We start from the raw sequence: 25399 nt of genomic DNA on the forward strand, positions 1-25399 counted from the left end.
GTGGATAGTCGTATCGGCTCAGCCTTGCGAAGCGTTGGATATGCCACCGTCAAAGAGGCGTTTTTCGTCCTCCAGCGACCAGCGGACCGGCTGGTCGTCCTGGCGCAGGTCACGCACCGGCGTTACCGGCAGGTCGAGCAGGGCGGGATAGATGGCGATCTTGCCCGAGACCTTGCCGGCATTGACCGCCTCGAGCGCATCCGGCAGGGCACCGAGCCCCGCCACCGCCTCCAGATTGCCCGAGAGTTCAAGCGAACCTTCCACCACGCGATCGAGGACGGCAAGCTGGTCCGCGACCGTGCAACCGGTAGAGCCGGTGATGCGTGCATTGGCGCTGGAGACCAGCCCGAGCGGCAGGGCGCAAGGCTGGCCGAAAGGCATGCCGGCGAACAGCACGAGCATGCCATCGGCCCGCATCAGGCGGGCGCCGCGCTCGATCACCGCGACCTCCGGTGCAACCACCACCACGTCGTCGCAGCCTTCGGGGGCCAGGCGAGCGACGCAGGCTTCGACCTCGCCGTCCTCGATCACCACCAGCGTCTTGCCATGCTGCCGGGCGAGCGGGGCGAAGTCATCCTCCAGCGCCTTGAGGCGGGCGCCCTTGCGCGAGGTGGCGATGACGGTCGCCGGCCCATCCTTCAGCTCCAGGGCGCGATGCGTGTGAATACGGCCCATGGCGCCGCCCGCACCCAGCACAAGGGCTATGCCGCCCGCGCGCAGTTCGAAGCGCGTGCGCGCGGGCAGGAAGGCTTCCGACAGCGAGGGGCCGGGAGAGCCCAGAAAAGAGAGCTCGTGATAGTGGATGCGCGCGGCATCGAGGATGACGCTCTCGTGCCCCAACTCTGAGCCGACCAGGACCATCAGGCCGCCCTTGGCAAGGCAGTTCGCCAGCCGGGCTGTCGCCTCCGCGTCGAGGCGACCGGCGAGGATGATGTCGTCATAGCTCGCCTGTCCAGCTTCCGAGGCTGCAAAGGCATCCAGGCTCTCATGCCATGCCACCGAAGCTGCGCCGCCCGCCCAGGCACGCGCAGCCTCACCGGCGCCGACCAGAACGACCTCGCCGTCCGGCGCCGGTCGATCGAAGCGCGTTCCCGGCACCGCCTCCACCACCAGCAGGCGGCCGCCGGATTTCAGGCTCGTGCGGCAATTGGGGCGATAGGCCGCCTCCACGCAGGCATAGGGCTCCAGCATGGCGATGGTGGCGGCACTGACATCGGCCGGCACCGGGAAGACATAGGGGCCTTCGCCTGCCAGCACGCGCGCGTCGAGACGGATATATTCGGCGAAGGCACCCGGCAGGTCCATGCCGACGGTGCGGCGCCTACCCTCGACCATGATGGCCGGCTGCAGGCCGAGCCTGTCCCCCGGCCGGAACCGATCGCGCCAATTGGCCCCGGCATCGACGATCGTCAGCGCCATCTCGTGGCCGAGCACGGCAGGGCTGTCGGCAAGGTCGCGATCGGCAAACAGGGGGTGAGCCTTGCCCATGCGGATGATCTTGATGTCCGACGAGCAGATGCAGACGGCATCAATGCGGGCGATCACCTCGTCCGGCCCGGCCGGTGCCTGCGGTTCATCGACATAGCGCCCATCCATACCGATATCGCGGATGCCGCCACCGGCAAAGGGCCAGCTCCGGTTGAGAACCGGCAGGCCGGAGGGCACGGCATTCTGGGAAAGGGCAGTACGGCGCATGGGATACTCGCTTATTTCAATCGGCTTCTGGCGATGACGCCATCGGTGTAATCGAGGCGTTCGAGAGCCTTGTCGTGATCCTGGAGGGCCACCAGCGCGTAGAGCGCATCCATGGCGGTGAGCTGCGCCATCTTGGAGACCATCGATTCATACATGCCTTCGCCGCCCGTCGGTTCGGGTGCGGCGCCTGGCAGGGTCAGCACGGCGTCGGCCTGCTTGGCGAGAGGCGAACCGCCGGCAGAGGTGATGGCGATGGTGGGCATGCCCAGGGCCTTCGCCTCGCGCAGCGCTTCGACAGTACTCTTGGTGCGGCCGCTGTCACTGATGCCGATGGCGACGGCGCGCCCGGCCAGGCCCGCCACCGAGAACATCTGGATATTGGCATCGCGGTTGAAGATGCAGGCCTTGCCGATGCGCAGGAAACGCATGACGCCATTCTCCGCGGCAAGGAGCGAGGATCCGACCGCGAAGAACACGATGGTGTGGTGTTCTGAAACCAGGAGCGCCGCCTTCCGCAATTCGGCGGGATCCAGCGTCATCGTGGCGCCGGTGATGATCTCGGCCTGGCGGCGCGATACCTTGGCGATGATCGCGGCGGCATCGTCCCCCGGCGCGATGCCTTCATAAACTTCGTGCTCGGCCGCCCTGCCCCGGGCCGCTTTGCGCGTCAGCCCTTCGGCCAGCATGATGCGGAACTCCTGATAGGAATCGGCACCGACCAAGCGCACGAAACGGCTGACGGACGACTGGGAGACACCGGCTTCCTCGGCCAGTTCCTTGATGCTCATGGCCTTGGCATCGGCCGTCTTGTCGAGCACGAAATCGGCGATGCGCCTCAGGGTTGGATTGAGCCCGCCGCGCAGAGCGTTGATGCGTCGCGTAATCTCCGTTTGCGGTCCCTGCACAGGTCACTCCCAAAACCGTTCGTCGGGCGCTCTGCTTAGCATCATTCGGAGCCCTCGCTTATGAAAGTAACTTTCTTTCTTTGTATCTTGCAAGGAAATTTCCTTCTAGACACCCAGGTCCGCCGATGCTAGCGTTTCGGCCTATCGAACTTCCCCGCAAAGTGGGAAGCGGCAAGAAATTGTGAGGGAGAAAGCTCGTGAAAAGACTATATTCCTGCCTGACTGCAGCGGCCTTTGCCTTGTCAGCCGCCACTTTCAGTGGCCAGAGCGCAGCTCAGGAGCATAAGAGGACGTATTACTACGCCTCCCAATTGCAGGGGCACCCCTATCTTCTCGATTCTCTACTTGGCATGGACTATGCCGCCAAGAAATTCGGCGTGAACATCGTCACGCTCGGCCCGCAGAGCTGGGATCCGGTGGCGCATGCCGAAGCGGTAGAACAGGCCATCGCCAAGAAGCCGGACGGCATCGTGACCACGCTGTGGGAGCCTGGCGCCGTGCCAGCGATCAAGCGTGCCATGAGCCAGGGCATCCCGGTGGTGGTGATCGAGGCGGTAACGCCCGACAGCGGCGCCCTGACCTTCGTGGGCCTGGACAATTACGAGGCCGGCGTGGACACGGCCAAGGAATTGATCAAGCGGGCGGGCAAGACAGGCAAGCTGGTGGTCTCCGGCAATTGGGGAGCCTCCAACACGGACGCCAAGTTCAAGGGCCTGATGGACTACCTCAAGGCCAATTCGCAATGGGAGCTGCTCGGCCGCGTCGACGACAAAGCGACCACCGAGACCGCGATCGACGCCGCCAAGACCATGTTCAACACCTATAAGGACATGACCGGCGTCATCGGGCTCGATTCCTCGTCCGGGACCGGCATCTGCCTGGCGGCCGAGGAGCTCGACAAGGACATCAAGCCTCTCACCGTCATCGTGCACGATCGCGAGGCGCCGGTCCTGGAATGCGTCCAGAGCGGCGACATCGATGCCACCATCGTCAACAAGACGGCACTGCAGGCCTATATGGCGATCCAACTGCTCGAAGCCTACAACGACGAGAAGGTCGGCCTGGCCACCGTGCCGATCTCCAGCGACAACAAGGCAGCCGGCGTCATCCCCTTCCCGCAATATATCTACATGGGAACGCAGGTGATCGATAAGGACAACATCCAGTACTTCCTGGCCGCCAACATGCCGAAGTTCAAATAGGCCCGGGCTTCGCAGGATCCCGCTCCTTCGCCTGCAGAGCGTGCGTCTGCGGGCGAAGGCCCTTCGCGAAGACCGCTTCGGATCATCAAGTCAGGAATGCCAGCCATGGCGGACATCGTCCTCTCGCTGAAGGATGTCACCAAGTCGTTCGGTGCGGTGAAGGCCCTCGGCGGCATCAGCTTCTCCGTGCGACGGGGCGAGATTCACACGCTCCTCGGCGAGAACGGTGCCGGCAAGAGCACCACTCTCAAGATCATCAAAGGCGATGTCACCCCGACGACCGGCACGGTAATCATCGATGGCGAGACCGTCACCGAGTTCCTGCCCTCGAATGCCGCCAGGCACGGCATTGCCATGGTGCACCAGGAACTCGCCGTCTTCGAAAACATGACGGTGGCCGAGAATATCTTCGTCGACAGCCCGCCGCTGCGCGGCGGTCTCGTGGACGTCACCGGAATGAACCGGCGCACGGCTGAACTCCTGGCGATGTTCGAGCTCGACATCGATCCACGCACCCGCGTGCTGGAGCTCACGCCCAGCCAGCGCCAGATCATCGAGATCCTGCGGGCCGTGAATGTCGAGCGCAAGATCGTCATCCTCGACGAGCCGACCTCCGGCCTCAACGCGCATGATTCAGGCATCCTCCTGAACCTGCTCGCCAGGCTCCGGGCCAAGGGACAGACGATCCTGTTCGTCTCCCACCGTCTCGGCGACGTCATGCGCATCTCCGACCGCATCACCGTCCTGCGCGATGGCGCCGTGGTGGAGACGCTCGACAACCAGGGTCTGCAGGAAAGCGATCTCGTCAACCGCATGGTGGGCCGCAAGCTGGCAGAAGTGCATCACCGCGACCGCCCGGCCAGGGCAAGCGAGGAGCCAATCGTCTTCAAGGTCGAGGGGGCAAGGCGGCAGGATGGTTTCGAGGACGTCTCCCTGTCGCTGCGCCGCGGCGAGATCGTCGGCGTCTACGGCCTCGAGGGCTCCGGCACGGCGGAGCTCTCGCGCTCCCTCTTCGGCCTCGATCCTATCGAGGGCGGGCAGATGGAAATTTCCGGCAAGGCCGTCGCCTCGCTCGAACCCCGCCGCATGATGGCGGCGGGTGTCTCCTATCTCAACGCCAACCGCAAGGATGCCGGCCTCTTCATGCAGCGCAGCATTGCCGACAATGTTTCGGCACCGGTATTGCGCCGTTTCGCGCGTCTGGGCTTTCTGAACGAAAGGAGCCTGGTGGCGCGGGCCGGCGAAGCGATCAGGCGTTTCGCCATCCGCGTCGCCGGCACCAATGTCCCGCCCCGGGAGCTCTCCGGCGGCAATCAGCAGAAGGTGATGCTGAGCGCCTGCCTGTCCTGCGATCCCACCATCATGATCGTCAACGAGCCCACGCGCGGCATCGATGTCGGCGCCAAGGTGGATGTGTACAGGGCGCTGACCGGCCTGGCCGACGAGGGGCGCAGCCTCCTGGTGTTTTCATCCGAGCTGCCCGAGATCCTGCTTCTCGCCGACCGCATCCTGGTGATGCGCGCACGCAGGGTCGCGGGCTGGCTAACCGGCACGGCGATGACCGAAGAGCAGGTCATGGCCCTGGCCGCCGGCAACAAGTGAGGATCGGATGAGCCAGCAAGAGACAGCTCCGCTTGCCGCGGCTGCGCCCTCGGCCCCTGCCCGCCGGCGCGCCCGCCTCGGGACGATCCCGCTCCTGGTGATCACCCTCGCGCTCTGCGCCTTTCTCGCCATCACGCGTGAGAATTTCCTGACGGCGAGCAATCTTTATTCGCTTGCCTTCGCCGTCTCGATCGAGGCACTGGTCGTGCTCGCCTTCACCTATGTCATGGTGCTGCGCGAGATCGATCTTTCCGTTGGCGCGGTCTACGCCCTTTCCGGCGTCCTATCGGGTTATCTCCTGCTGCAGGGCCTCTCGCTGCCGCTCGCCATCGCACTCGCCCTGGGTGCCGCCGCCCTGGTCGGCCTGGTCAACGGCTTCCTGGTCGTGCGTTTTCGCATCAATTCCTTGATGCTGACCATCGGCACCATGCTGATCGTGCGCGGCATCGTCGGCGTGATGACCACCACGCTGCGCGGCAACATCTTCCCGCGCGAATTTCGCAGCCTGGCCCGCCAGGCCTTCTTCGGCGTCAACCTCACCATCATCGCCATGATCGTCCTGGTGATTGCCGCCCTGCTCTTCCAATGGCGTAGCGTGCTGTTCCGGCAGATGTGCTACATCGGCGAAAACCTGCAATCGGCGACGATCTACGGCATCCGCACGGGCCGCATCAAGGTGCTCGCCTTCGTGGCATCGAGCCTGATGGCCGGTATCGCCGGCATCTACACCGCCTCGCGCATCACCCATGCCGATTCCAACATGGGGGTCGGGCTCGAATTCAGCATGATCACTGCGGCGGTCCTCGGCGGCGCCAGCCTCTATGGCGGGCGCGGCAACGCTGCCGCATCGGTGCTCGGCCTCTTCCTGCTCGCCGTGATCATCAACGGCATGGCGATGTACGACATCGAACCCGTCTTCCAGCAATTCGTCGTGGGAGCCCTGCTGATCGCCACCGTCGCGATCGACACGCTTCTCAACCGTCATCGCGTCTGAGGGAGACAGAAATGGCCACCCGTTCCGCCACCCCCGAGACGATGCCCTTGCTGAAGCGCTGGCGACTGGAGCAGGAGGCGATCACGCTGGGCGTGGTCGCCGCACTCGTGCTGCTGCTGGCCTTCGGCGCACCGGCCTTCCTCAATGCCAACAATCTCGACTCGCTGCAGACCAGCCTTGCACCGAACATGATCATCGCCATCGGCATGATGGTGCTGTTCATCACCGGCCTGTTCGACCTGTCGGTCGGGGCGGTCATGGGCCTGTCCGGCATCGTTACGGCCTATGCGCTGTCGGCCGGCTTCGGCATGGCCGGAGCCATCGTCTGCGGCCTCGCGGTCGGTGCCGTGATCGGGCTTGCCAACGGCGTTCTGGTCGCGGTCTTCAGGATCAATCACCTGATCGCCACGCTCGGCATGATGTACATGGTTCGCGGGCTGGTCGAGGTCATGCTGATCGGTACCGGCCTCGGCGGCTTCACCGAATTTCCGGCCGCCTTCACCTTGCTCGGTAACGGCCAGGTTTTCGGGATCTACGGCATGTTCATCTTCGCGTTGGGGCTGGTGATTGCCGGCGAGTTCATCCTGCGCCGTACCATACTTGGGCGGCGGCTCTATTTCCTCGGCGGCAATCCCGAAGCGGCCGGCATGATCGGCATCAACGCCACCCGTCTGCGCATCGGCGTCTTCGTCTTTTCCGGCTTGATGGCATCGCTGGCCGGCGTGCTGGTCACGGCCCGCATCGGCATGGCCAATCGCTATCTCGGCGTCGGGCTGGAGATGAACATCATCATCGCCTGCCTCGTGGGGGGCGGCAGCATTGCCGGCGGCAAGGGCTCGTTGATCGGGGCCATGCTGGGTGTGGGCTTCATCAGCCTGATGACGAATGCCTTCAATCTCTTCGAGGTCCCCTCCGAATGGCAAAGCTCGGTGATCGGTCTCGTCCTCGTGATCGTGGTGGTGATCGATGCCATCATGCTCCTGCGAAAGCAGCGGCTCTCATGGGCGACCATATTCGGCACGAGATCCCTTAAAGCAGGGCGATAGCGCCTGTGTCAGAGCAAGCCCCCCGGGGTCATCGGCACTCCAGCGCCATCGACCCGCCGTACCGGCGGGCACCTCGAAGCGCCAATTTGAATATGCGGCGGCAAGGCCTGGCCTCAACACAATAAATCCTGCGCCGGACGGGACTTGCGCGTCGCGGTGATTGCCTCGGGCAGGATTTGCTCCTACATCGTGTTTCCCCTTAGCCTATCGATGTTTACCGGACCTGGCATCACGGGCTGGAAACAGGCGGTTTCGTGCTGTAGTGCAATTTCCATAGGTGATCCGCCGCGTAGCCATGCCTGGCTTGCTTCCTGAAATCGGTTGCTGCGTGGTGGTTGAACAAGCGTGCCACCGCAGGAAACCGCGCTTCAAGACACGAAGCCTTTGGAAGCCCGATACAGCCGCGCGCAAACGGCTCAGAAACAATAATATGTTCCCATGGGGCGGTCTTGAGATGAGATATGATTGAAGAATTTTATATAAAAACTTGAATCATATCTGGAATTTTCAATAAACCAAATTTTGTCGGAAAATACATGAAGATCATTGGCATATTGGGAGGAATGTCTGCCGCATCGACGCAGATCTACTATCGCAGGCTCTGCGAGATCACACGGCAACGCCTTGGTGGTTTGCACTCTCCGCAACTCTTGATCCGATCGCTCGACTTCGCAGAGATCGAGACGCTGCAAGTCAACGGTCAATGGGATCAAGCTGGGCGCCGATTGAACGTCGAGGCGCAAGCACTGGAACGCGGCGGCGCGGATATTCTCGTCCTGGCGACAAATACGATGCACAAACTGGCTGACCAGATGATGAGCGGCGTGAACATCCCCTTGATTCACATCGCGGATGCGACCGCAAATCGGATCGTCAAATCTGGCCTCACCAAGCCTGGCCTGATAGCGACCGCCTTCACCATGGAGCAGACTTTCTACACTGATCGCCTCAAGGCGGCCGCGCTCCAACCTGTTATTCCCCCTGACGCCGACCGCGCCGAGGTGCATCGCATCATCTACGATGAACTTTGCAAGGACATGACGACAGAGGAGAGCCGTTCGATCTATGAGGCGATCGCAGAGCGTTTAATTGTGAACGGCGCCGATTGCTTGATTCTCGGCTGCACGGAAGTCGGCATGTTGCTCAACGAGAGTAACGTCTCCGCCCCCGTCTTCGATACCACGCTGATCCATTGCGAGGCTGCCATCGACATGGCTTTGGCTGGCTAGAGCATCGCACCGAAAAGTGGACGCCGGTTTTCATAAAAAGCGATGCGACAACAATAACCTACAGCATCGGACTCGATTCCGAAATCAAGTCCGATGCTGTAGTGCTTTGAGAGGTCAGGACCTTGCGCTTCTCATCGACAAGCTCGATCGTGTTCTGGATATCGGGACATACTGGTCCCGTGACCGGCTCTAAAATCGCATTGCAACACGATCGGCCTTCGCGCCTGGCGGTCTGATTTTCGATCGCGCCATTCCTGATGCGAAGCTGCGTTGTGAGCTTGAGTTTTTTATAGCGAGATATCCGAGCTCGACTACCGGAGGAAGCGTTCCCGTGTTCCCGGCATTGGCACCAGGAAGAAGCAGGTGGATGGCCGCTCGACGAGCGGAAGGGAAGCCTTCAACACATGCGATGAGCCCACGGCGCTTGCGACCGCATCCGATACCCAACAAAACGGAGACGATGTTGACTTTGAAGGACGTAGCCGCTCCGCCCCCTGAGCGCACCTCTCCAATCGGGCTCGAAAACCACATCAGCGGTATCAGGTTGATCACCGGCGACGGACCGGCATGGAAAGACGTTTTCGTGCAGGTCTTCTCGCGCAATCGCACGCAACACTCTTTCCTCGTTCCTGCCGTCGCCGAGCCACTGATCGTTTGGGTCGTGTCGGGCAGCGCCACCGTCGCAGAACGGGATCTTGGCGGTGAATGGGCCACCAGTCGCGTGAGCGTGGGCGATTTCTTCCTGACGAGGTCACCCACTCCCTATGAACTGCAATGGCAGGCCGATGGCGATCAACCCTTTCAGGTGATGCACCTCTATCTCTCGGTTCCACTCTTCGAGAGGGTCGTGCGAGGGATTCTCGGAAAAGCCTGCAGTGACGTCACCGTGAAGGACGTCTCCGGGGGCAGCGACACCACGCTCTCGCATATCCTGAGCCTCCTTCATGGCGAACTGGCGATGGCAGAAAAAGCAAGCTCGCTGTTTGTTGAAGGCCTGGCACAGGGCCTGGCTGTGCATCTGGTGCGCCATTATGCGGTTGCAGATACCGATAGGCGCGTCAGAAACGCCTTGCCTGGCTCGAAACTGCGACGGGCGACTGCCTTGATGACAGCCCGGCTCGATCAACCATTTGATCTCAACGGCCTGGCACATGAGGTGGGAATGAGCGGGTTCCATTTCAGTCGGCTTTTCAAGAGGGCGACAGGCCTTTCTCCCTCGCTCTACGTCATTCGCCAGCGAGTGGCCAAGGCGCAGCAATTGCTGCAGGAAACCGACTCCAGCATCCTCGAGATCGGCATGGCCGTCGGCTACTCCAGTCCCAGCCATTTCGCGCAGATCTTCCGTCGTGAAACGGGCCTGTCGCCAAGCGACTACCGTCGCGGCTGAGGCGCCAAGCTCGTCAGAAGTCAGAAACGAGCAAGATCCCGACAGCCTCCGCAAGGGGCCGGGAGAGAGAAAGACCAAGGTTTTCTAGATTCCTCCTTGCCGAAAAGCGAACGCCCTTCCGCTCCCCGGATCGGGTTCGAAGTCAACAAGGAGACACGTCATGACCAACCTCAGTGGAAAGGTCGCCCTGATCACCGGCGCATCGAGCGGTATTGGCGCGGCAACGGCCCTCAAGCTCGCAGGTGCGGGTGTCAAGGTCGGCATCGCCGCCAGGCGGACCGATCGCCTCGAAGCGCTGAAAGCCGACATCGCCAAGGAGGGCGGCGAAGCTCTCGTCATCCCGATGGACGTGGTCGATCCGGCCTCCGTCGAGGCCGGCGTCAAGATGCTGGTCGAAGCCTACGGTTCGATCGACATTCTCTTCAACAATGCAGGACTGATGCCGCTCTCCGATATCGACCAGTTCAAGACCGCCGAATGGCACCGCATGGTCGAGGTCAATGTCGGGGGCCTGCTCAATACGACGGCGGCGGTGCTGCCGCAGATGATCGAGCAGCATTCTGGGCACATCTTCAATACGTCCTCGATCGCCGGCCGCAAGGTCTTCAAGGGGCTCTCCGTCTATTGCGCCACCAAGCACGCGGTGACCGCCTTCTCCGATGGCCTGCGCATGGAGGTCGGGCAAAAGCACAATATTCGCGTCACCTGCATCCAGCCCGGCGCCGTCGCCACCGAGCTCTATGACCAGATCACAGACGCCGGCTACCGCCAGCAGATGGAGGATCTTGCCAAGCAGATGACCTTCCTGCAGGGCGAAGACGTCGCCGAGACCATTCTGTTTGCGGCCCAGGCACCGGCCCATGTCAACGTTGCGGAACTCTTCGTTCTGCCAATCGAGCAGGGCTGGTAGGCGCCTTGCCGACGATCGCCGGTCACCCCAATAGCATTCACGCCAACCGTCACAAGCAAGAAAAGGAAGATGCGCGAGGCTCAGCCTGCGCATCCGGCATCACTCGGCGATCGAGGCCAGAGCAAGGTCAACAACATGCATTTTTGTCGATTGCCTATCATAGTCGTTCACCTCCTTTGGAGGCAACGCCGACTGTCTACCGAAATGACCACCGGATGATAGGATGGGGCTGACGACAGACGCTCTGCGCCGATCGACTGGCGCACGGCGACCTGATTTCGTCACGCGATGCTCAGGCATCGCCGTGCTCCGCCTGCGGCCTCTCCCGGTGCACTGACAGAACGCTAATCGGCGCTGATCTGAACTGATCGCCCGGTCGGAGCCGCGATTTTGCGTCCGGAGCTCGTATCGCCCACAATAGTCGGGCGACAGGCCGCACTATGCTCTAGCACGACGCATCTCGCTGAAGCTGAGCCATAGAGCGGAAACCAGGAAATAGAAAGCGCCGAGGCCCGCATATCCTGCAATGTCGGCAATCGACGGCAGTTCCGGCATTCGCGCCTGAGCGATGAAGAAGGCACCTGCCACGGCAGACTGGCCGCCGCTTAGGATCATGGCCCACTGGCCACCACGCGTCTTCCAGCGGCGAAGCGCCGTGCCCAGTTGCAGGAGACCCGAAAAGATAGCCCAGAGACCAAAGACGCCGAGAACCCAATTCATGCTCATCGTGAGCGCAATAATCACGACAGCGATCATCACCGAACTGACGGCCACGTTGATCGCTTGGCTCCGGTTATTTGCCAAGCCGCCGTTTCGTGCTGCGTCGACGAAGTTGGCCGCTGCGTCCCAGGCCGGATATAGGATGAGCAGGGCCGCCGCGACGGGAAAAGAATGACGACCGGCGGTCAATGCCGCTGCAACCCAGATTCCAGAAAACACGGCTCGGGCGAAATAATATCGCTTCAACCAATGGTCTTTGTCGCTCGCCGCTAAGCTCTTTTGATCGGTAGGCATGGTAATTTCCTATGAAGTGCTGAAAAAGGTTGGTTTGTTGGTCGATGTCAGCCTGCTGAAATGCCCTGTCGATCGGCTTGATCGGGGAGGCTGGTCCCCGCGCCCTATCGCTGCTCTCATTTCTGATCTCGAGGGCTCATTTGCCGGCAACGCACATGGGTCGCACCGAAGCGAAGAGAACATTCGCCGGACTCGGAGCGCGCGTGGATTAGATCCCCGCGTACCACTCGTATCCTCGATCCTCCCAATAGCCGCCGTTTCCGCCCCATAGGCCGGCAAAGCTGTCGACGAGTTCGATGCGCATGATGTATTTCGCCTGCTTGTAACCCAATTGGCGTTCGACCCTCAGGCGCAGCGGGGCGCCATGGCCTATGCTCAGGTCCTGCCCATTCATTTGATAGGCAAGGATGGTCTGCGGGTGAAACGCGTCGATGAGATCGATGCTCTCATAGTACCGGCCACTTCCATCGAGCGTCTTCTCGAGCTCGTCGGCACAATGGAAGACCACGTAGCGCGCCGTGGGCTTCAGGCCGGCCAAGCGCAGGAGGCTCAGGAGCGGAACACCCGTCCACTTGCCGATGGCGCTCCAACCCTCGACGCAGTCATGGCGGGTGATCTGAGTGCGCGCCGGGAGCTTTTTGAGGTCCGCGAGCGATATCTCCTGGGGTCGCTCCACCAAGCCGCCTATCTTCAGTCTCCAGCCCTGGAACTTACCCTCCGCCAGTTCCACATATTCGTCGCTGTCGGGAGCATTGGTGCCATTGACGCGGAAAGAGGGCGAAATATCGCTCTCGGCAAATTCACGGGCCAAGGCATCATGCCCCTGAAGCAGCCGTTGAGCCTTCATCGTCAGCTTCTCCGCTGAACGCAGGACAGCACCAATATCGGCATTTTGCTCCAACGCGTCACAGCCGGGAAGAGCCAGGACACTGGCTCCAAGCATGCTGCCAATCAGGAACCGGCGACGGGTGAGAAGTTGGCTCATGATTTGGGACTCTTTTCGTGAATGGCGTAGCGGCCAGTGATCATCGAGCGAAGATTGTTCCAAGCGCCCGACAGCGCGACCATCACGATGTGGACGATGACGAACAGCACCAGAAGAGATGCCGTGATGAAGTGGATGGTTCGGGCGGATTGGCGCCCGCCAAAGAGGTCGACCAGCGCGGGAAAAGCTGCGTCGATGCCGGGCGACATGGTCAGGCCGGTAAGGACCATCAGGGGCAGCAGAACGACAATCACGGCGAGATATGTGAGCTTCTGCAGCGCGTTATACCGTCTTGCGTCTTCGCCCTCGGGGAAGCGAAGGCGGGCGTGATCAAGGACTTCGCGCCACAGATGGCGCGGTGAAAGTTCTCGCGTCGTCGGTGCCAGGTCTCGCCTGAAGTGGCCGCTCAAGACACTGAAGCCGAGGTAAAAGATGCCGTTGAGGAGAAACAGCCAGGCAAAGAAGAAATGCCAGCGCCTTCCAGCCGCCAGATCCTGAAACGAAGGTATCGTGGCCCATGGCGGGAAAGCCCGCGATATCGGCTCGCCTTCCACGTCCGACACCCCCAGAACCCCGGTCGTCGCAAACTGCATGCCGGCGACACGCACAAAACCGCGTGTCTGGGCGCCCTCGCCCTCCGAACCGATGGTCAGGACGGCACGATCCCCGTCTCCCCCATAATGGCCCCAGTACAATTCGGGATGAGCATTGAAGATCTGAAGTCCACTCAAGAGGAGGAAACTCAGACACAGCGCGTTCAGCCAATGCGTGAGCCGCGTGCTGAGGGAGTGACGGCGGATGAATACCGTTCGCCGATATCGGGCGTTATCATTGCTGGCATTTCCGTTCATGAAGACGCCCTCGGTTCTTGGCATTCATGGGTCTCGGGTCAGGCGGCATTTTCAGGCGCGCCGATCGAACCGGCGGAGTGACCGGGTCGATCGGCGGCGAGGCGCTTCACATGGGCGGAACTACGCCATTCTTTCCGACAAGAACCTGATGGGCGATAGTGCCGGTTCCAGCCTTCTCGGCAGGTACGAAGACGACAGCGCCGGGAACGAGATCGTCCGCGGTCGCCGGCGCAAAGGTCACGATCGGCGTGCCGTCCGGAATGGAAATCTTCTTTTCCTTGCCATGATAGGACACCGTGACCGTCCGGCCATCGACACCTTTGACCGCATCCGCCACGGTAGCATTGGTCATGCTGCTGTTGGGCTTGAGGTCCCAGCCGTAGCTGCCCTCTCCTGTGCCTTTGAGTGCTGGCGGGAAGATGAGCACCTCCAGCGCACCGTCACCACCGCCCTTCTTGGGCAGCGATGCAATACCGACGAAATCGCCAGGCTTGATGTCGGTTACCTTTGCATTCGCCACGCTGGATACTTTCCAGCCATCAGCAAGGGCCACATCGAGTGTCTCTCCTTCGCGGGTCTTTACCTTGAGGATAGACCCACTGTAATTGAGGATGCTGCCCCGGACATGGATCTGCCCTGCCTTCTTATCTTCGGCATGCACAGGCGATGCCAGCACAGCCGCCGAGGAGAGAGCCGACAGGCCAAGGGCGAGCGCCGGGAAAAAGTTCTTGATCATTGAATAACTTCCTACTAGTTGGTAGTTTATTGGATATAATTTCTGCGCGGGGCAGACTATTCCGCCCCGAGCGTTGTCAAGCAGCAGGCGACGACAGCCGCTCCAAGGTGGGCGCCAGAATGGTGGCGAACACGTCCGGGGTTCCGTAAGCGCGCGCTGAAAGCATGGCTCCATGCACGGACGCCATGAACGCCTCAGCCTCGATCCGCGGCTCGCTTGACAGCTTCAAGACACCCTCATTCGAGCCACGCTCCAAGACTGACGTCAGCCAACCCGATAGAAACCGGAAAAAGGCCCTCACTTCCACCGCCACTTCCGGGGGCAGCGCCGGCAACTCGCTGGCGAGCAGAGCGCAAACGCAAAAAGGAATGCTCGCATCCTCAATGCACTTGGCCCAGAAGCCCGCATAGGCATTGAGGAGTTCGACAGGACTGCGCACATTCCGCTCAAGCCCCGCCAAACCCGACTCGGCTTCTTCGCGATATCGCCGCACGAGCGTGCGGACCAAGTCCACCTTGCTTGGAAAATGGTGATGAATGCTGGCCTTGCGGATCCCAACGACTTCAGCGATGTCGGCGTAGCTGAAACCGTTATACCCCCCATTCATGACGAGGGAGCGCGCAGAGGCCAGGATATCGTCAGACGTCGTCGAGAGGTTGCTCATGGGATTTGTCTACCTTTTAGTAGGGAGGCCGTCAAGCGTAAATCTGTTTTCCGCCTGCTTCATAGCTGAACACGCTCGGCCCCGGCATCGCAAATGACCCGCAAGGCCTTCCACCCTGTTTCAAATCCACCAAATGCCGGGACTAAACACGTAGCCTTGTCGCGACTTCACATCGCCGCTGCGGCAGAGCCGGCACTAATCCTGGAAGCTGGCGCAGGCTTTACGCAGCCAATCGGCGAAGTCCGCAACCTTCCTTCTGGCGTCCTCCTGGGCCGGATAGAAGGCAAAGTAGCCGTAGCCGCTCGACACGACCCGATCGAAGGGTGTCACCAGATCGCCGCGCCTGAGATCCTCCACTGCCATGCCCAGATCTCCCGTCACGACACCCAAGCCGGCAGCGGCGGCAGTAAGGGCAAAATCATGGGTATCGAAAACCTGGTGGCTGAAGGCCTTGAAATTATATTGCTCCTCCGCCCGCAGCCAGAGAACCCAATCGCTATGGCGCACGTTCGAATGCAACAAGGTGAACTGCGACAGGTTGTGCAGATTGGCTGGCGACCCGAGCGCGGCGGCCACGCTCGGCGCGCACATCGGCGTCAGGCGTTCTTCCAGGAGGGGAATGACATCCATGCCTGGAGACGTGCCATTGCCATAGGTTATCACCATATCGACATCCCCCAACCCAAAGGTCGGCCTGATAAACCAGGCCGTGTCGATGCTGATACTCAGGTCCGGATGAGCCTGCTTGAGAAGCGGAAGTCTTGGAAGCAGCCACCTCCGCGCGAAGGTCGGCGTCATGCGCACCGTCAATGTCCGTGACTGGGCCCGCAAGGCTTCGAAAGAGTTCTTGAACGACAGGATCAGGCTTTCGACGATAGGCAGCAGCGCCTGTCCCTGCGCCGACACGACGACCTTGCGCGTATGCCGCTCGAACAGGCTGCAGCTGAAATAGTGTTCCAACTGCTGGATCTGCCGGCTGATCGCACTTTGGCTCAAGTTCAGTTGCTCTGCTGCCAGTGTAAAGCTGCCAGTTGCCGCGACCACGGCGAAGGTTTGAAGCGTCTGCAGGGGAGGCAGGCGATTGGCGTCGATCTTATGCTCCAATTTACCCCCGTCGGTTCAAGGTCCCTGTCGGCAATGTCAAACCATAGGCAAAGCCTGCGCTTTCCAAAAGGGCACAGGCTCCTGACTTACAGGTGGGTGGATGGTCGGGCCAGCATTGCACGAACTCGTGCGATCTGGCGGTGGACCTGTCCAGGCGCCGTTCCGCCAGTATGGTTGCGGCTGGCCACGGAGCCTTCCACGGTCAGGACCTGATAGACATCATCGCCGATCACGGACGCAAAGCGACGCATGTCGGCCAGGGCGAGTTGCGACAAGGTTCCAAGCCCCCGCTCCCGGGCCAGGCCGACAATGGCCGCCACCGCATGATGGGCATCGCGAAACGGCAAGCCGGCGCGCACCAGATAGTCCGCAAGGTCGGTCGCAGTCGAATAGCCCTTGTCCGCGGCGGCGAGCATCTTGTCCTTGTGCACCTTGATGGTGCGGATCATCTGTGCGACCACGGACACGGCGCCGCGCGTCGTCTCCAGCGTATCGGTAAGCGGTGGCTTGCACTCCTGCTGGTCCTTGTTGAACGCCAGCGGCAGGTTCTTGTTGAGCGTCACCGCAAAGCTCAGATTGCCGATCACACGCGCCGCCTTGCCCCGCACGAGTTCGGCGAGATCGGGATTGCGCTTCTGGGGCATGATGGACGAGCCGGTGCAGAACTGGTCGCCGACCTCGATGAAATCGAACATCGGGGTGCACCACATGATCACTTCCTCGCAAAAACGGGAGAGGTGGACCATGATGAGAGCACCGGCATTGGCGATGTCGCAGATGTAGTCGCGATCGGAGACCGCATCCAGCGAGTTGTGGCAGACGCCGGCAAAGCCGAGGGCCTGTGCACTATATTCGGGATCGATGGGGTAGCCGCTGCCGGCAAGGGCTGCGGCCCCCAGGGGCGAGACGTTGAGGCGGCCGCGCGCCTGGCCCACGCGCTCGAGGTCACGCAGGAACATTTCGGCATAGGCCATCAGATGATGGCCGAAGGTGATGGGCTGGGCGACCTGCAAATGGGTGAAGCCCGGCATGATGGTCGCGGGATGCTGTTCGGCAAGATCGACGAAGGATGCGATGAGGACCTTGATCTCGCCGGCGAGCGCATCGAGCTCGTCACGGGCGTAGAGGCGGATATCGGTGGCATTCTGGTCGTTGCGCGAGCGAGCGGTGTGGAGCCTCTTGCCGGCATCGCCGACGAGGTCGGTCAGGCGCTGCTCGACATTCATGTGAACGTCTTCCAGCTCCTTCTTCCATGCGAAGGTGCCCTCGCGCATTTCCCGCGCGATCGCCGCAAGCCCACCCTGGATGGCCTCGTTGTCGGCTGGCGAAATGATCCCGGCACGCGCGAGCATGTCGGCATGGACCCGCGATCCGGCCACATCGTGCAGGGCAATGCGCTTGTCCTGATCCAGGCATTCATGGAAATCCCGGAAGTCGGCGGACACCGGTTCCTTGAACAGGGGAGACCAGGTCTTGTCGGTAGAGGTTGTCATGCCTTAGCTCCTGACATTGGAATTGCGGGGGACGGATGCCGGAGCAAGGCGGACAGGCAATGAACTGCCGGTTGGCGCTCCAGATTCAGCACGAAGTCCCGGATGGCGTCGCTGCGCTCAAGCCCGACGACGCCGGATGCCAGGCCGGTGAACTTGGCGATCACGGCTTCATCGGCCATCGGGTTTGCCGGACTGCCCAATGGCTGTTCCACCGTCTCGACGAAGCGGCGACCGTCCCCGGTGGTGACGGCAATCACGGGCTCGGCATCATCGCTCATGTCTGGATCGGCTTCTGTCCGGATGAACGACAACCAGCGCGCGATCTGGGGATGCATGCGAGCAGTCTCCCCGAGTTCCGCCAAGGTCACCTGTCCGTATTGGAGCCTTGCGGCCAGGGCATAGGGCAAGCTCATCTGGGCATCGGCCCGGGTTGATACCGATTTTCCGCCGCACATGCCGATCTGAAAGGCACTCATGCGCACCTCGATTGCCGCGACGTCTTCGGGCACGAGCCCCTCCCGGCCGAGAACGAGCCCGATGGCGTCGATGGCCGAATGCGTTCCGCGGCAGGTGGCATATGGCTTGATCGAACAGCGGTTCAAACGCCAGTTCTGGCCGAAATCCGAGACCAGCAGGCCCGTATCGCCGGTGTGGCGTGCGAAGGTCGAAAAGAAACCTCCCCAGCATTGCGCATCGAAGAGTGCCGCCGGACCGGTCAGCGAAGCGCGAGCCAGTTTTGCAGCGATCAGGCCCCCCTCGGCTGCGCGCCCGGCGTGGAGTTTCTTGGCCTGGCTCCCATCCTGGATGAAGGCCCAGGTTCCCCCGGCATAGGAACAGGCCAAGCCCAGTGCGGAAGTCAATTGCGGCGTATCGAGGCCAAGCAGCACGCCGGCTGCCGCCGCAGCGCCGAAGACGCCGCAGGTGCCGGTCGAATGCCAGCCCAGCCCGTTATGGGCTTCATAACCACCGGAGGCTTCCAGCACGCGGCGACCGACCTCATAGCCGATCAGGATGCTCTTCAGGAAACCGGCCCCGTCGACGGAAACCTGGACATCGGTCAAGGCGGCAAGAACCGCCGGCAGGACGACTGCACCGGAATGATCGCAGCCGCCGGCATCGTCGAGCTCGAAGGCGTGGGCCGACACACCATTGACGAAGCTCGCGGTCCGGTTGTCCAGCATGAGGCCGATACCCCAGACGGGCGTGTCGCCGGTGTCCCGCCCCAGGCCGAGGCCGTGGATCACGGACCGTGTTTCCGGCGAAGCCGATCCGGCCAGGGCCGCGCCGAGCGTGTCGAGGATATGAAGTTTCGCCTTGTGGACGGTGGCGGCGGGAAAGTCCGAGAACCGGACCTGCCCGATCTTGCGCGCCAGGTTTTCTGCCAGAAATTCACTCATCGCAGGCCTCTTCCCTGCGGTAGGCCTCGAAGACTTCCAGCGGATGGTCAGCAGGTGCGGGCGATACCCGCTGCGCCGCCCACGCCGCCAGGTCTCCGCCCGTCGTCAACCAGACATCGTCATGGTCGAGCATGTGATGCAGCAGGTCTTGGAGAATGAAGATACGGCCGGGCGTACCCAGCATTTCGGGGCGGACCTGGAGCACGTAGCACAGGCCATAGCGCCGATAGGCGTCGAATTCGGTGATCCAATTGTGCAGGACGCCGTCGTAGGACGCGATACGCCCAAGGCCCTTCGGGAAGGGAGGCGTGAAATTGAACTGAAAATAGGGTCGATCCTCCAGCTCGATATGGACGGGGATCTCGACCAGCGAAGAGCGGTGCAGATAGGGCAGATCATCACCGTTGAGCGAGGCCGACCATTTGAAGCCGGCCTCGACCAAACACTGGTCGAAATGCCGCGGCCATCTTCCTTGCGGCAGACGAAAGCCATCGGCCGGTCGGCCTGCGATGTCTTCGATGATGGCACGCGAGCGCAGCAGGATTTCCTTGTGCTCTTCGGCCGGAAGCACCCCGAAATCCTCAAAGGCCAGGCCGCGGCAGGCGATCTCATGGCTGCTGCTGATCCGCCTCACGAGATCGGCATGTTTTTGAGCGACGAGCCCCGGCACGAACCAGCTGGTCCGCAGCGCCAGCTCATCGAACAGTTCCAGGAGGCGATCGACGCCGCGCCTGGCACCATATTCCCACACCGAGAAACTCTTGCTCCGGTTCCTGAGATCGGGTGCCCGAGCGATGGCATCCAGGCCATCGTCGAACAGCACGCTCACCACCACGGCGCAGGATTTGCCCGCCGGCCAGGAAAACCTCTCGGGCGCATCGACGTTTTTAAAAACGGTCATGTCACGCAATCACTTCGTCGGAAAAACCGTGCAGATCGAGCCACCACTGCGCGACGTCGCGGCAGCGGGCGACCCAGACATCGTCATGGGCGCGGATTGCCTCGAACAGGCCGCGCAGAATGGCGAGGCGGCCAGGTTTGGCGGACACTTTGGGATGGAAAATCGTGGTCCAGCATAATCCGTCGCGGTGAAAGCCCTCGAATTCGGCCCGCCAATTGCGTTCCACCGCCCGGAAATCGGGAATGCGATCGAGGCCCACGGGAAAATCCGGATCCTCGAAATAGGCGAGCGCCGTATAGTCGTCGATATCCCAACGGCCAGGTATTTCGACCAGCCCCGGCTTGCCGTCCGAGGAAGGATGGAAATAGGGGCGATCGTCCCCACGCATCGAACTTGAATAGACAATGCCGAAATCGCGCAGCAGCGCCGCTGTCTGCAGGCTCCAGTCCCCCGACGGCGTGCGAAAGCCGACCGGCCCGATCCCGAGCCTCTGTCTGAACACGGCCGCCGAGCGGTGCATGATCTCGAGCTGCTGGTCGGGCGTGCAGTCGATGAAGACTTCGTGGCGATGGCCGTGATAGGCGATTTCGTGCCCTGCCCGCAGGATCGCCTCGCATCGGGCCGGCCAGTGCTCGACCACCCAGGTGGGGACGAAGAAGGTGGCGACGAGACTGTATTCTTCAAGCAGCCCCAGCAGGCGCGGCACGGCCCGCCAGGGGCCGTAGGCGCCCTCGGTAAAGTAACGCAGATTGTCGCGCAGGCTGCCGTCGAGCATGGCATCGCCCGTCGGTCCGTCGACATCGAAGGCCAAGGCGACGGCAGATCGTTTTCCGGAGGGCCAGGAAGGGCGCCTGCGGCTGTCATAAGGAGAGTCCAACATTTGAATATGACCGACGAGCGGTGCGAGGCGGGCAGCGACCCCAGCGCATTGTCGCCTTGGGGTCGCCCGCCGCCTGCCCGGCCGCTATTTCACACCATTGATGACGGCTTTCTCCACGGCATTGTGGTTCAAGCCCCATTTCTTCAGGAGGTCGGCATAGGTGCCGTCCTTGATCAGACCGTCCAAGGTCTGGGCAACGGCGTCGCGCAGGGCCGTGTTCGATTTCTTGAAGCCCATGCCAAAGACGTCGTTGGTGAGGATCGGCTCACCGACCATGACATAGGTGTCAGGCTCGACGCTCATCTGATAGGCGATGGTCTCGACGCCCTGAACGACGGCATCATAGCGCCCCTGGCGCATGCCGAGGCGAGCCGCATTGGAATCCGCCGTGCCGTCGAACTGGACGGCCGGCTTGCCCTTGCCGACGCAATTGCTCTCGCTCCAAGCCTTCACATTGTCGGGAAACGTGCCGGTGCGGCTTCCAGCGATCTTCTGGCCGCACAGATCCGTACTGGTCTTGTATTTGTCGGCATTGGCCTTGGTGGTGAAGAAGATCGGGCCGCTGGTGATGTAGTCCACGAAATCCATGACTTCCTGGCGCTTGGGGTTGTCGCTCATGCCGGAAATGATCACATCGCCCCGCCCCGTCTGCAGGCCGCTTTGCAGCTCGGCAAAGGCGGAATTGATGAAGATGACCTCCAGGCCCAGCTTCTTTCCGATGGCGTTGGCCAGATCGACGTCGAAGCCATCCTGCACGCCGCTCTTCTGGTTCACGAACTCCATGGGCGGATAGATCGGGTTGATCAGGACACGCAGCTCTCCCTCGGTCTTCAGATTGAGCTTGTTGTCCGCGAAAGCGCTGGTTGCGGCGAGTATCGCCACGGTAGCCGCCAAGAGCGACAAACCCTTCATTGTGTTCTCCTCTTTCATGTTTGTTGTCATAGGACCGCGGAAACGAAGCTCTTCACGCGAGGGTTCTGCGGGTTTTCCAGGATCTCGGCAGGCGTGCCGCAGGCCACGATGGTGCCTCGATCCATGAACAGCACGCGGTCGGCGACCTCACGGCAGAAGCCGATTTCATGGGTGACCACGATCATGGTGGTGCCCGACTTGGCCAGTTCCTTCATGACGCCGAGCACCTCGCCCACCAGCTCGGGATCGAGCGCCGAAGTCGGCTCGTCGAACAGCATCGCCTCCGGCTTCATGGCGAGGGCCCGCGCGATCGCCACGCGCTGCTGCTGGCCGCCCGAGAGTTCCGAGGGATAGGAGCCGGCCTTGTCGGCCAGGCCGACGCGCCGCAACAGGGAACGCGCCTCCTCCCGGCAGGCTTCGCCATTGCGCCTTTGCACCTTGATCGGGCCTTCGGTAATGTTTTCGAGGACCGTCTTGTTGGGAAACAAATGGAAGCGCTGGAACACCATGCCGACGGCCTGGCGCTGGCGCGCGACGGCCCGGTCGCCGAGGGGATAGAGCTTGTCATCCTTGCGGCGATAGCCGGCAATCTCGCCATTGACGATGATGATGCCTTCATCGACGCTTTCGAGCTGGTTGATGCAGCGCAGGAACGTGCTCTTGCCGGAACCGGACGGGCCGATCACGCAGACGACCTCGCCCTTTGCGATCTCGAAGTCGATATCTTTGAGGACCTGGAATTGTCCGAAGGACTTCTGCACGCCCTTGATGGAGATCACCGGGGTCATTTCGCCACCTCTTCCGCCGGCAGGTTCGGCATCGGCCCCTTGGCTTGGTCGCGACGCCCCCAGCCACGCGAGAAATAGCGCTCGATATAAATCTGGATACCGCTGAGTACGGTGACGACGACCATGTACCAGATGGTTGCGACGATCAGCAGTTCGATCACGCGCGAATTCGCGTAGTAGACGTCTTCCACGCTGCGCAGCACTTCCGAATACTGGATGACGCTGGCGAGCGACGTCAGCTTCACCATGCCGATGGTCTCGTTGCCGATAGGCGGCACGATCACGCGCATGGCCTGCGGCAAGACGATGCCGACCATGGCGCGGAACTTCGTCATCCCGATCGAGAGAGCGGCTTCGGTTTGGCCGCGATCAACGGAGAGCAGGCCGGCGCGCACCACTTCGGCCGTATAGGCGCCTTGCTGAATGCCGAGCCCGAGCAAAGCCGCCATGAACGGCGTCATCACATCGACCGTATTGACCGAATAGAGGCCGAAGAAACTGATGGTGGGGAAGATCAGCGCGAGATTGAACCACAAAAGCAACTGAAGAAGCGTCGGCGTTCCGCGGAAAAGCCAGACATAGCCGCTGGAGATCGCCTGCAGCACCTTGTTGTCGGACATCCGCATGATCGCGGCGGCGATGCCGAGCGTAACGCCAAGCGCCATGGCACAGAATGTCATGACGATTGTGCCGACCACACCGAGCATGACGGGTCGGGAGAACAGATATTCCGCAACATAAGACCAAGCAATGTCGCCGGTTCTAAATGCATTCCCAATAAAAACCAGCGTCAGGATACAAAGGAATGCCAGCAAAGTCGTGCCGTACTTCCTTGGCTTGACGATCGTCAACCCACCATTACCCTGCAAGGGCGCACCATTCATGCACTATCCCCGTTCCGGCGTTCGCCAGCTTATTGTGGATGCTGACTTTATTTTAGTTCCAGAATGAGATTACGCTGAGCGGATGGACCAATACAAACGAGTTATGGGCATGGAATTAATGCGTGAATCGCATAAATCCCATGCCGCTCAGGGCGGATGTATCCGGGCTCCTGTTTAAACGTCGCGATCGTATTATCAGAGGAACGCGTCGAAGCCTCGATACCGGCAGGCCGGCAGCAGGGAACATGCCCTCGATACGCCTTCAGGCGAAGGACAGGGCGCAGGTGGCGCGGAGCCGATCCGTGCGACGGCAAATTGATCGCACGAGCAGCGTGACGGCAATGTTCGGATCGTCATTTACTGCTCGAGTGGGACAGCCGCAATACCAACGTCCTGAGCCTAAGGGTATCGCTGCCCCGGATGGCGCAGGGCCAATGGCACCCCCGCTAAGATCAACAAGAGGGTGGCCAATGGAAGCACGGCTGCAAAGCCAATCAAATGAAACCCGTAAGCGCCCGCCAACCCGCCTGTCAGAAAGGCACCAAGCAAAGAGCACAGCAAGGAGAGCTTCGTTCGATCAGCGACAACCCTGGCACCGGGAGTATTTGCCGTCCTGTTCCAATAGAAAAGCTTGCCCAGTTCTATTCCAAGATCCGTCACCATGCCGGTCAGATGGGTAGTCCGAATTCGTGCCCGGGAAATCTTGGTGATGATTGCGTTTTGCAGGCCCATGATAAAGCACAGCAATGGAATGGCCACCGGTACGAAGAAGACCCGGTGATTGTAGAGGCCGCCGATCAGACCAAAGAGGAGCAATAGAATCGCCTCTACGACCAGCGGAAAGGCATATTGACCATAGGCGCGATGCCGCCGCCCCCAATGGATCAGGAAAGCCGAACAGGCGGCGCCCAGAAGGAATGCCGTCAACGCACCCAAGCCCCCCAGCACCAGATGTGTGGCCCCAAGCGCGAGGTTGTCGGCCAGCGACGAGATCACGCCGGACATATGGGAGGTATACTGTCCGACTGCGAGGAACCCTCCTGCATTCACGCCACCGGCGATGAAGCATAGGGCGACGCCGAGTCGGGTATCCGCGATTTCGTTGCGCTCGACACCGACCGCACCTTGCAGACCATCGACAAACTGGACTGCTAAAGTACGCCTTTTCGAATGATCAGAAAATTCGCTCATTATGCGCCAGACACCAAATCTAAATTTTATTCGAATTCATATTTTTACTTTTAATAAAAAATCCAAACTAAAATACCGATGGTATATTTATATATATTTGAAAAATATACATAACTTATTTCACCAACTGCGCTAAAAATATTTTCCAATAACGCATCTTCAAAAAACTCCCGCCAACGCGTCGCAAGTGCATTGCCAATCTGGGTATCGTCTCCCGCCGCACCTCATTGGCACCATTGATGCATAAAACATCAATAATAAGTGTTGAGATTGTTATATAGTGGTATTAAGCTCTAAATTGCATATAAATTATGGCACTCAGTGAGCGTGGGACAATGATCACTGCAGCGCAATTGCGGGCAGCCCGTGCCCTTCTCGGTATCGACCAGAAAAAGCTGGCCGCACTGTCGGATCTTTCCGTGCCGACGATCCAGCGCATGGAGGCACGAACGGGCCTTATCCGGGGCAATGTCGACTCTCTGATGAAGCTTGTGGAGGCCCTCGCCGCGGCCGGTGTCGAACTGATCGGCGAGGGCAGCATCAGTTCGTCAGGCGGGCGTGGGGTTCGCCTCAGGCAATCCGCGCCAAAGGCCCCACGCACCGTCGCCATGGACGGAATGGAGGAATGA

At 61.1% G+C, this 25399-nt stretch carries 24 protein-coding genes; 8 read left to right on the top strand and 16 right to left on the bottom strand.

The genetic code is table 11. The features are described from left to right. Positions 1-18 precede the first annotated feature (18 nt). Both ABXS05_RS17425 and ABXS05_RS17430 read right to left on the bottom strand, forming a co-directional pair. Positions 19-1695, bottom strand: a complete 1677-nt coding sequence (locus ABXS05_RS17425) for an alcohol dehydrogenase catalytic domain-containing protein (protein ID WP_367624810.1) — start codon at positions 1693-1695, stop codon at positions 19-21. 11 nt (positions 1696-1706) lie between these two features. Next, positions 1707-2600 (bottom strand): MurR/RpiR family transcriptional regulator, encoded by an 894-nt coding sequence (locus ABXS05_RS17430; RefSeq protein WP_311937225.1) that lies wholly within the window; start codon positions 2598-2600, stop codon positions 1707-1709. Between the two features lie 197 nt (positions 2601-2797). On the opposite strand from ABXS05_RS17430, the gene ABXS05_RS17435 reads away from it, so the two are divergent. The 7 genes from ABXS05_RS17435 (at position 2798) to ABXS05_RS17465 (ending at position 10970) form a co-directional block, all read left to right on the top strand. Then, positions 2798-3802 carry a substrate-binding domain-containing protein gene (locus ABXS05_RS17435; RefSeq protein ID WP_367624811.1) on the top strand — a complete coding sequence of 335 codons (1005 nt, stop codon included), beginning with the start codon at positions 2798-2800 and terminating at the stop codon, positions 3800-3802. Positions 3803-3907: 105 nt separating this feature from the next. Further along, positions 3908-5404: a sugar ABC transporter ATP-binding protein gene (locus tag ABXS05_RS17440; RefSeq protein WP_311937229.1), complete on the top strand. Its 1497-nt coding sequence runs from the start codon at positions 3908-3910 to the stop codon at positions 5402-5404. Positions 5405-5411: 7 nt separating this feature from the next. Next, positions 5412-6398 (top strand): ABC transporter permease, encoded by a 987-nt coding sequence (locus ABXS05_RS17445; RefSeq protein WP_367624812.1) that lies wholly within the window; start codon positions 5412-5414, stop codon positions 6396-6398. Positions 6399-6409: 11 nt separating this feature from the next. Continuing rightward, on the top strand, positions 6410-7444 hold the full coding sequence (locus ABXS05_RS17450; RefSeq protein WP_367624813.1) for an ABC transporter permease: 1035 nt from the start codon (positions 6410-6412) through the stop codon (positions 7442-7444). A gap of 536 nt (positions 7445-7980) precedes the next feature. After that, positions 7981-8673: an aspartate/glutamate racemase family protein gene (locus tag ABXS05_RS17455; protein ID WP_367624814.1), complete on the top strand. Its 693-nt coding sequence runs from the start codon at positions 7981-7983 to the stop codon at positions 8671-8673. A 460-nt stretch (positions 8674-9133) separates the two neighbouring features. Beyond that, the gene (locus ABXS05_RS17460) at positions 9134-10060 is read left to right on the top strand and encodes a helix-turn-helix domain-containing protein (RefSeq protein WP_367624815.1); all 927 of its coding nucleotides are present in this window, start codon (positions 9134-9136) and stop codon (positions 10058-10060) included. A 160-nt stretch (positions 10061-10220) separates the two neighbouring features. Then, positions 10221-10970 (top strand): SDR family oxidoreductase, encoded by a 750-nt coding sequence (locus tag ABXS05_RS17465; RefSeq protein ID WP_311937241.1) that lies wholly within the window; start codon positions 10221-10223, stop codon positions 10968-10970. Between the two features lie 438 nt (positions 10971-11408). Here the strand turns inward: ABXS05_RS17465 and ABXS05_RS17470 are convergent, their stop codons facing one another. The 14 genes from ABXS05_RS17470 to ABXS05_RS17535 form a co-directional block, all read right to left on the bottom strand. Beyond that, positions 11409-11984: a DUF308 domain-containing protein gene (locus ABXS05_RS17470; protein ID WP_311937244.1), complete on the bottom strand. Its 576-nt coding sequence runs from the start codon at positions 11982-11984 to the stop codon at positions 11409-11411. 208 nt (positions 11985-12192) lie between these two features. Beyond that, positions 12193-12969 (bottom strand): molybdopterin-binding protein, encoded by a 777-nt coding sequence (locus tag ABXS05_RS17475; protein WP_367624816.1) that lies wholly within the window; start codon positions 12967-12969, stop codon positions 12193-12195. Beyond that, positions 12966-13820 (bottom strand): cytochrome b/b6 domain-containing protein, encoded by an 855-nt coding sequence (locus tag ABXS05_RS17480; RefSeq protein ID WP_367624817.1) that lies wholly within the window; start codon positions 13818-13820, stop codon positions 12966-12968. Before ABXS05_RS17480 ends, ABXS05_RS17475 begins: the two co-directional genes overlap by 4 nt. A 106-nt stretch (positions 13821-13926) precedes the next feature. Then, positions 13927-14556, bottom strand: coding sequence for a hypothetical protein (locus ABXS05_RS17485; RefSeq protein WP_311937252.1), 630 nt, complete (start codon positions 14554-14556; stop codon positions 13927-13929). 76 nt (positions 14557-14632) lie between these two features. Then, the gene (locus ABXS05_RS17490) at positions 14633-15220 is read right to left on the bottom strand and encodes a TetR/AcrR family transcriptional regulator (protein ID WP_367624818.1); all 588 of its coding nucleotides are present in this window, start codon (positions 15218-15220) and stop codon (positions 14633-14635) included. A 195-nt stretch (positions 15221-15415) separates the two neighbouring features. Further along, positions 15416-16324: a LysR substrate-binding domain-containing protein gene (locus ABXS05_RS17495; RefSeq protein ID WP_311937257.1), complete on the bottom strand. Its 909-nt coding sequence runs from the start codon at positions 16322-16324 to the stop codon at positions 15416-15418. Between the two features lie 86 nt (positions 16325-16410). Next, complete coding sequence (gene argH, locus ABXS05_RS17500; protein ID WP_367624819.1) at positions 16411-17817, bottom strand: argininosuccinate lyase; 1407 nt, start codon at positions 17815-17817, stop codon at positions 16411-16413. Beyond that, positions 17814-19214: an MmgE/PrpD family protein gene (locus ABXS05_RS17505; RefSeq protein ID WP_367624820.1), complete on the bottom strand. Its 1401-nt coding sequence runs from the start codon at positions 19212-19214 to the stop codon at positions 17814-17816. Before ABXS05_RS17505 ends, argH begins: the two co-directional genes overlap by 4 nt. Continuing rightward, a complete protein-coding gene (locus ABXS05_RS17510) occupies positions 19207-20115 on the bottom strand; it encodes a polysaccharide deacetylase family protein (protein ID WP_367624821.1) in 909 nt (302 codons plus the stop codon). The genes ABXS05_RS17505 and ABXS05_RS17510 overlap by 8 nt, the downstream gene beginning before the upstream one ends. Before the next feature lies 1 nt (position 20116). Further along, on the bottom strand, positions 20117-20926 hold the full coding sequence (locus ABXS05_RS17515) for a polysaccharide deacetylase family protein (protein WP_367624822.1): 810 nt from the start codon (positions 20924-20926) through the stop codon (positions 20117-20119). 153 nt (positions 20927-21079) lie between these two features. Then, positions 21080-21907 (bottom strand): ABC transporter substrate-binding protein, encoded by an 828-nt coding sequence (locus ABXS05_RS17520; protein WP_149249281.1) that lies wholly within the window; start codon positions 21905-21907, stop codon positions 21080-21082. A 26-nt stretch (positions 21908-21933) separates the two neighbouring features. After that, positions 21934-22695 carry an amino acid ABC transporter ATP-binding protein gene (locus tag ABXS05_RS17525; protein WP_311937271.1) on the bottom strand — a complete coding sequence of 254 codons (762 nt, stop codon included), beginning with the start codon at positions 22693-22695 and terminating at the stop codon, positions 21934-21936. After that, positions 22692-23579 (bottom strand): amino acid ABC transporter permease, encoded by an 888-nt coding sequence (locus ABXS05_RS17530; protein WP_311937274.1) that lies wholly within the window; start codon positions 23577-23579, stop codon positions 22692-22694. The genes ABXS05_RS17525 and ABXS05_RS17530 overlap by 4 nt, the downstream gene beginning before the upstream one ends. Positions 23580-23978: 399 nt before the next feature. Further along, a complete protein-coding gene (locus ABXS05_RS17535) occupies positions 23979-24770 on the bottom strand; it encodes a YoaK family protein (protein WP_394314305.1) in 792 nt (263 codons plus the stop codon). A 335-nt stretch (positions 24771-25105) separates the two neighbouring features. Between ABXS05_RS17535 and ABXS05_RS17540 the strand changes: the two genes are divergently transcribed. Next, complete coding sequence (locus ABXS05_RS17540) at positions 25106-25399, top strand: helix-turn-helix domain-containing protein (protein WP_367624823.1); 294 nt, start codon at positions 25106-25108, stop codon at positions 25397-25399.

This window comes from Labrys neptuniae (genome assembly GCF_040797145.1).
In the GTDB taxonomy this organism is placed as follows: Bacteria; Pseudomonadota; Alphaproteobacteria; order Rhizobiales; family Labraceae; genus Labrys; species Labrys neptuniae.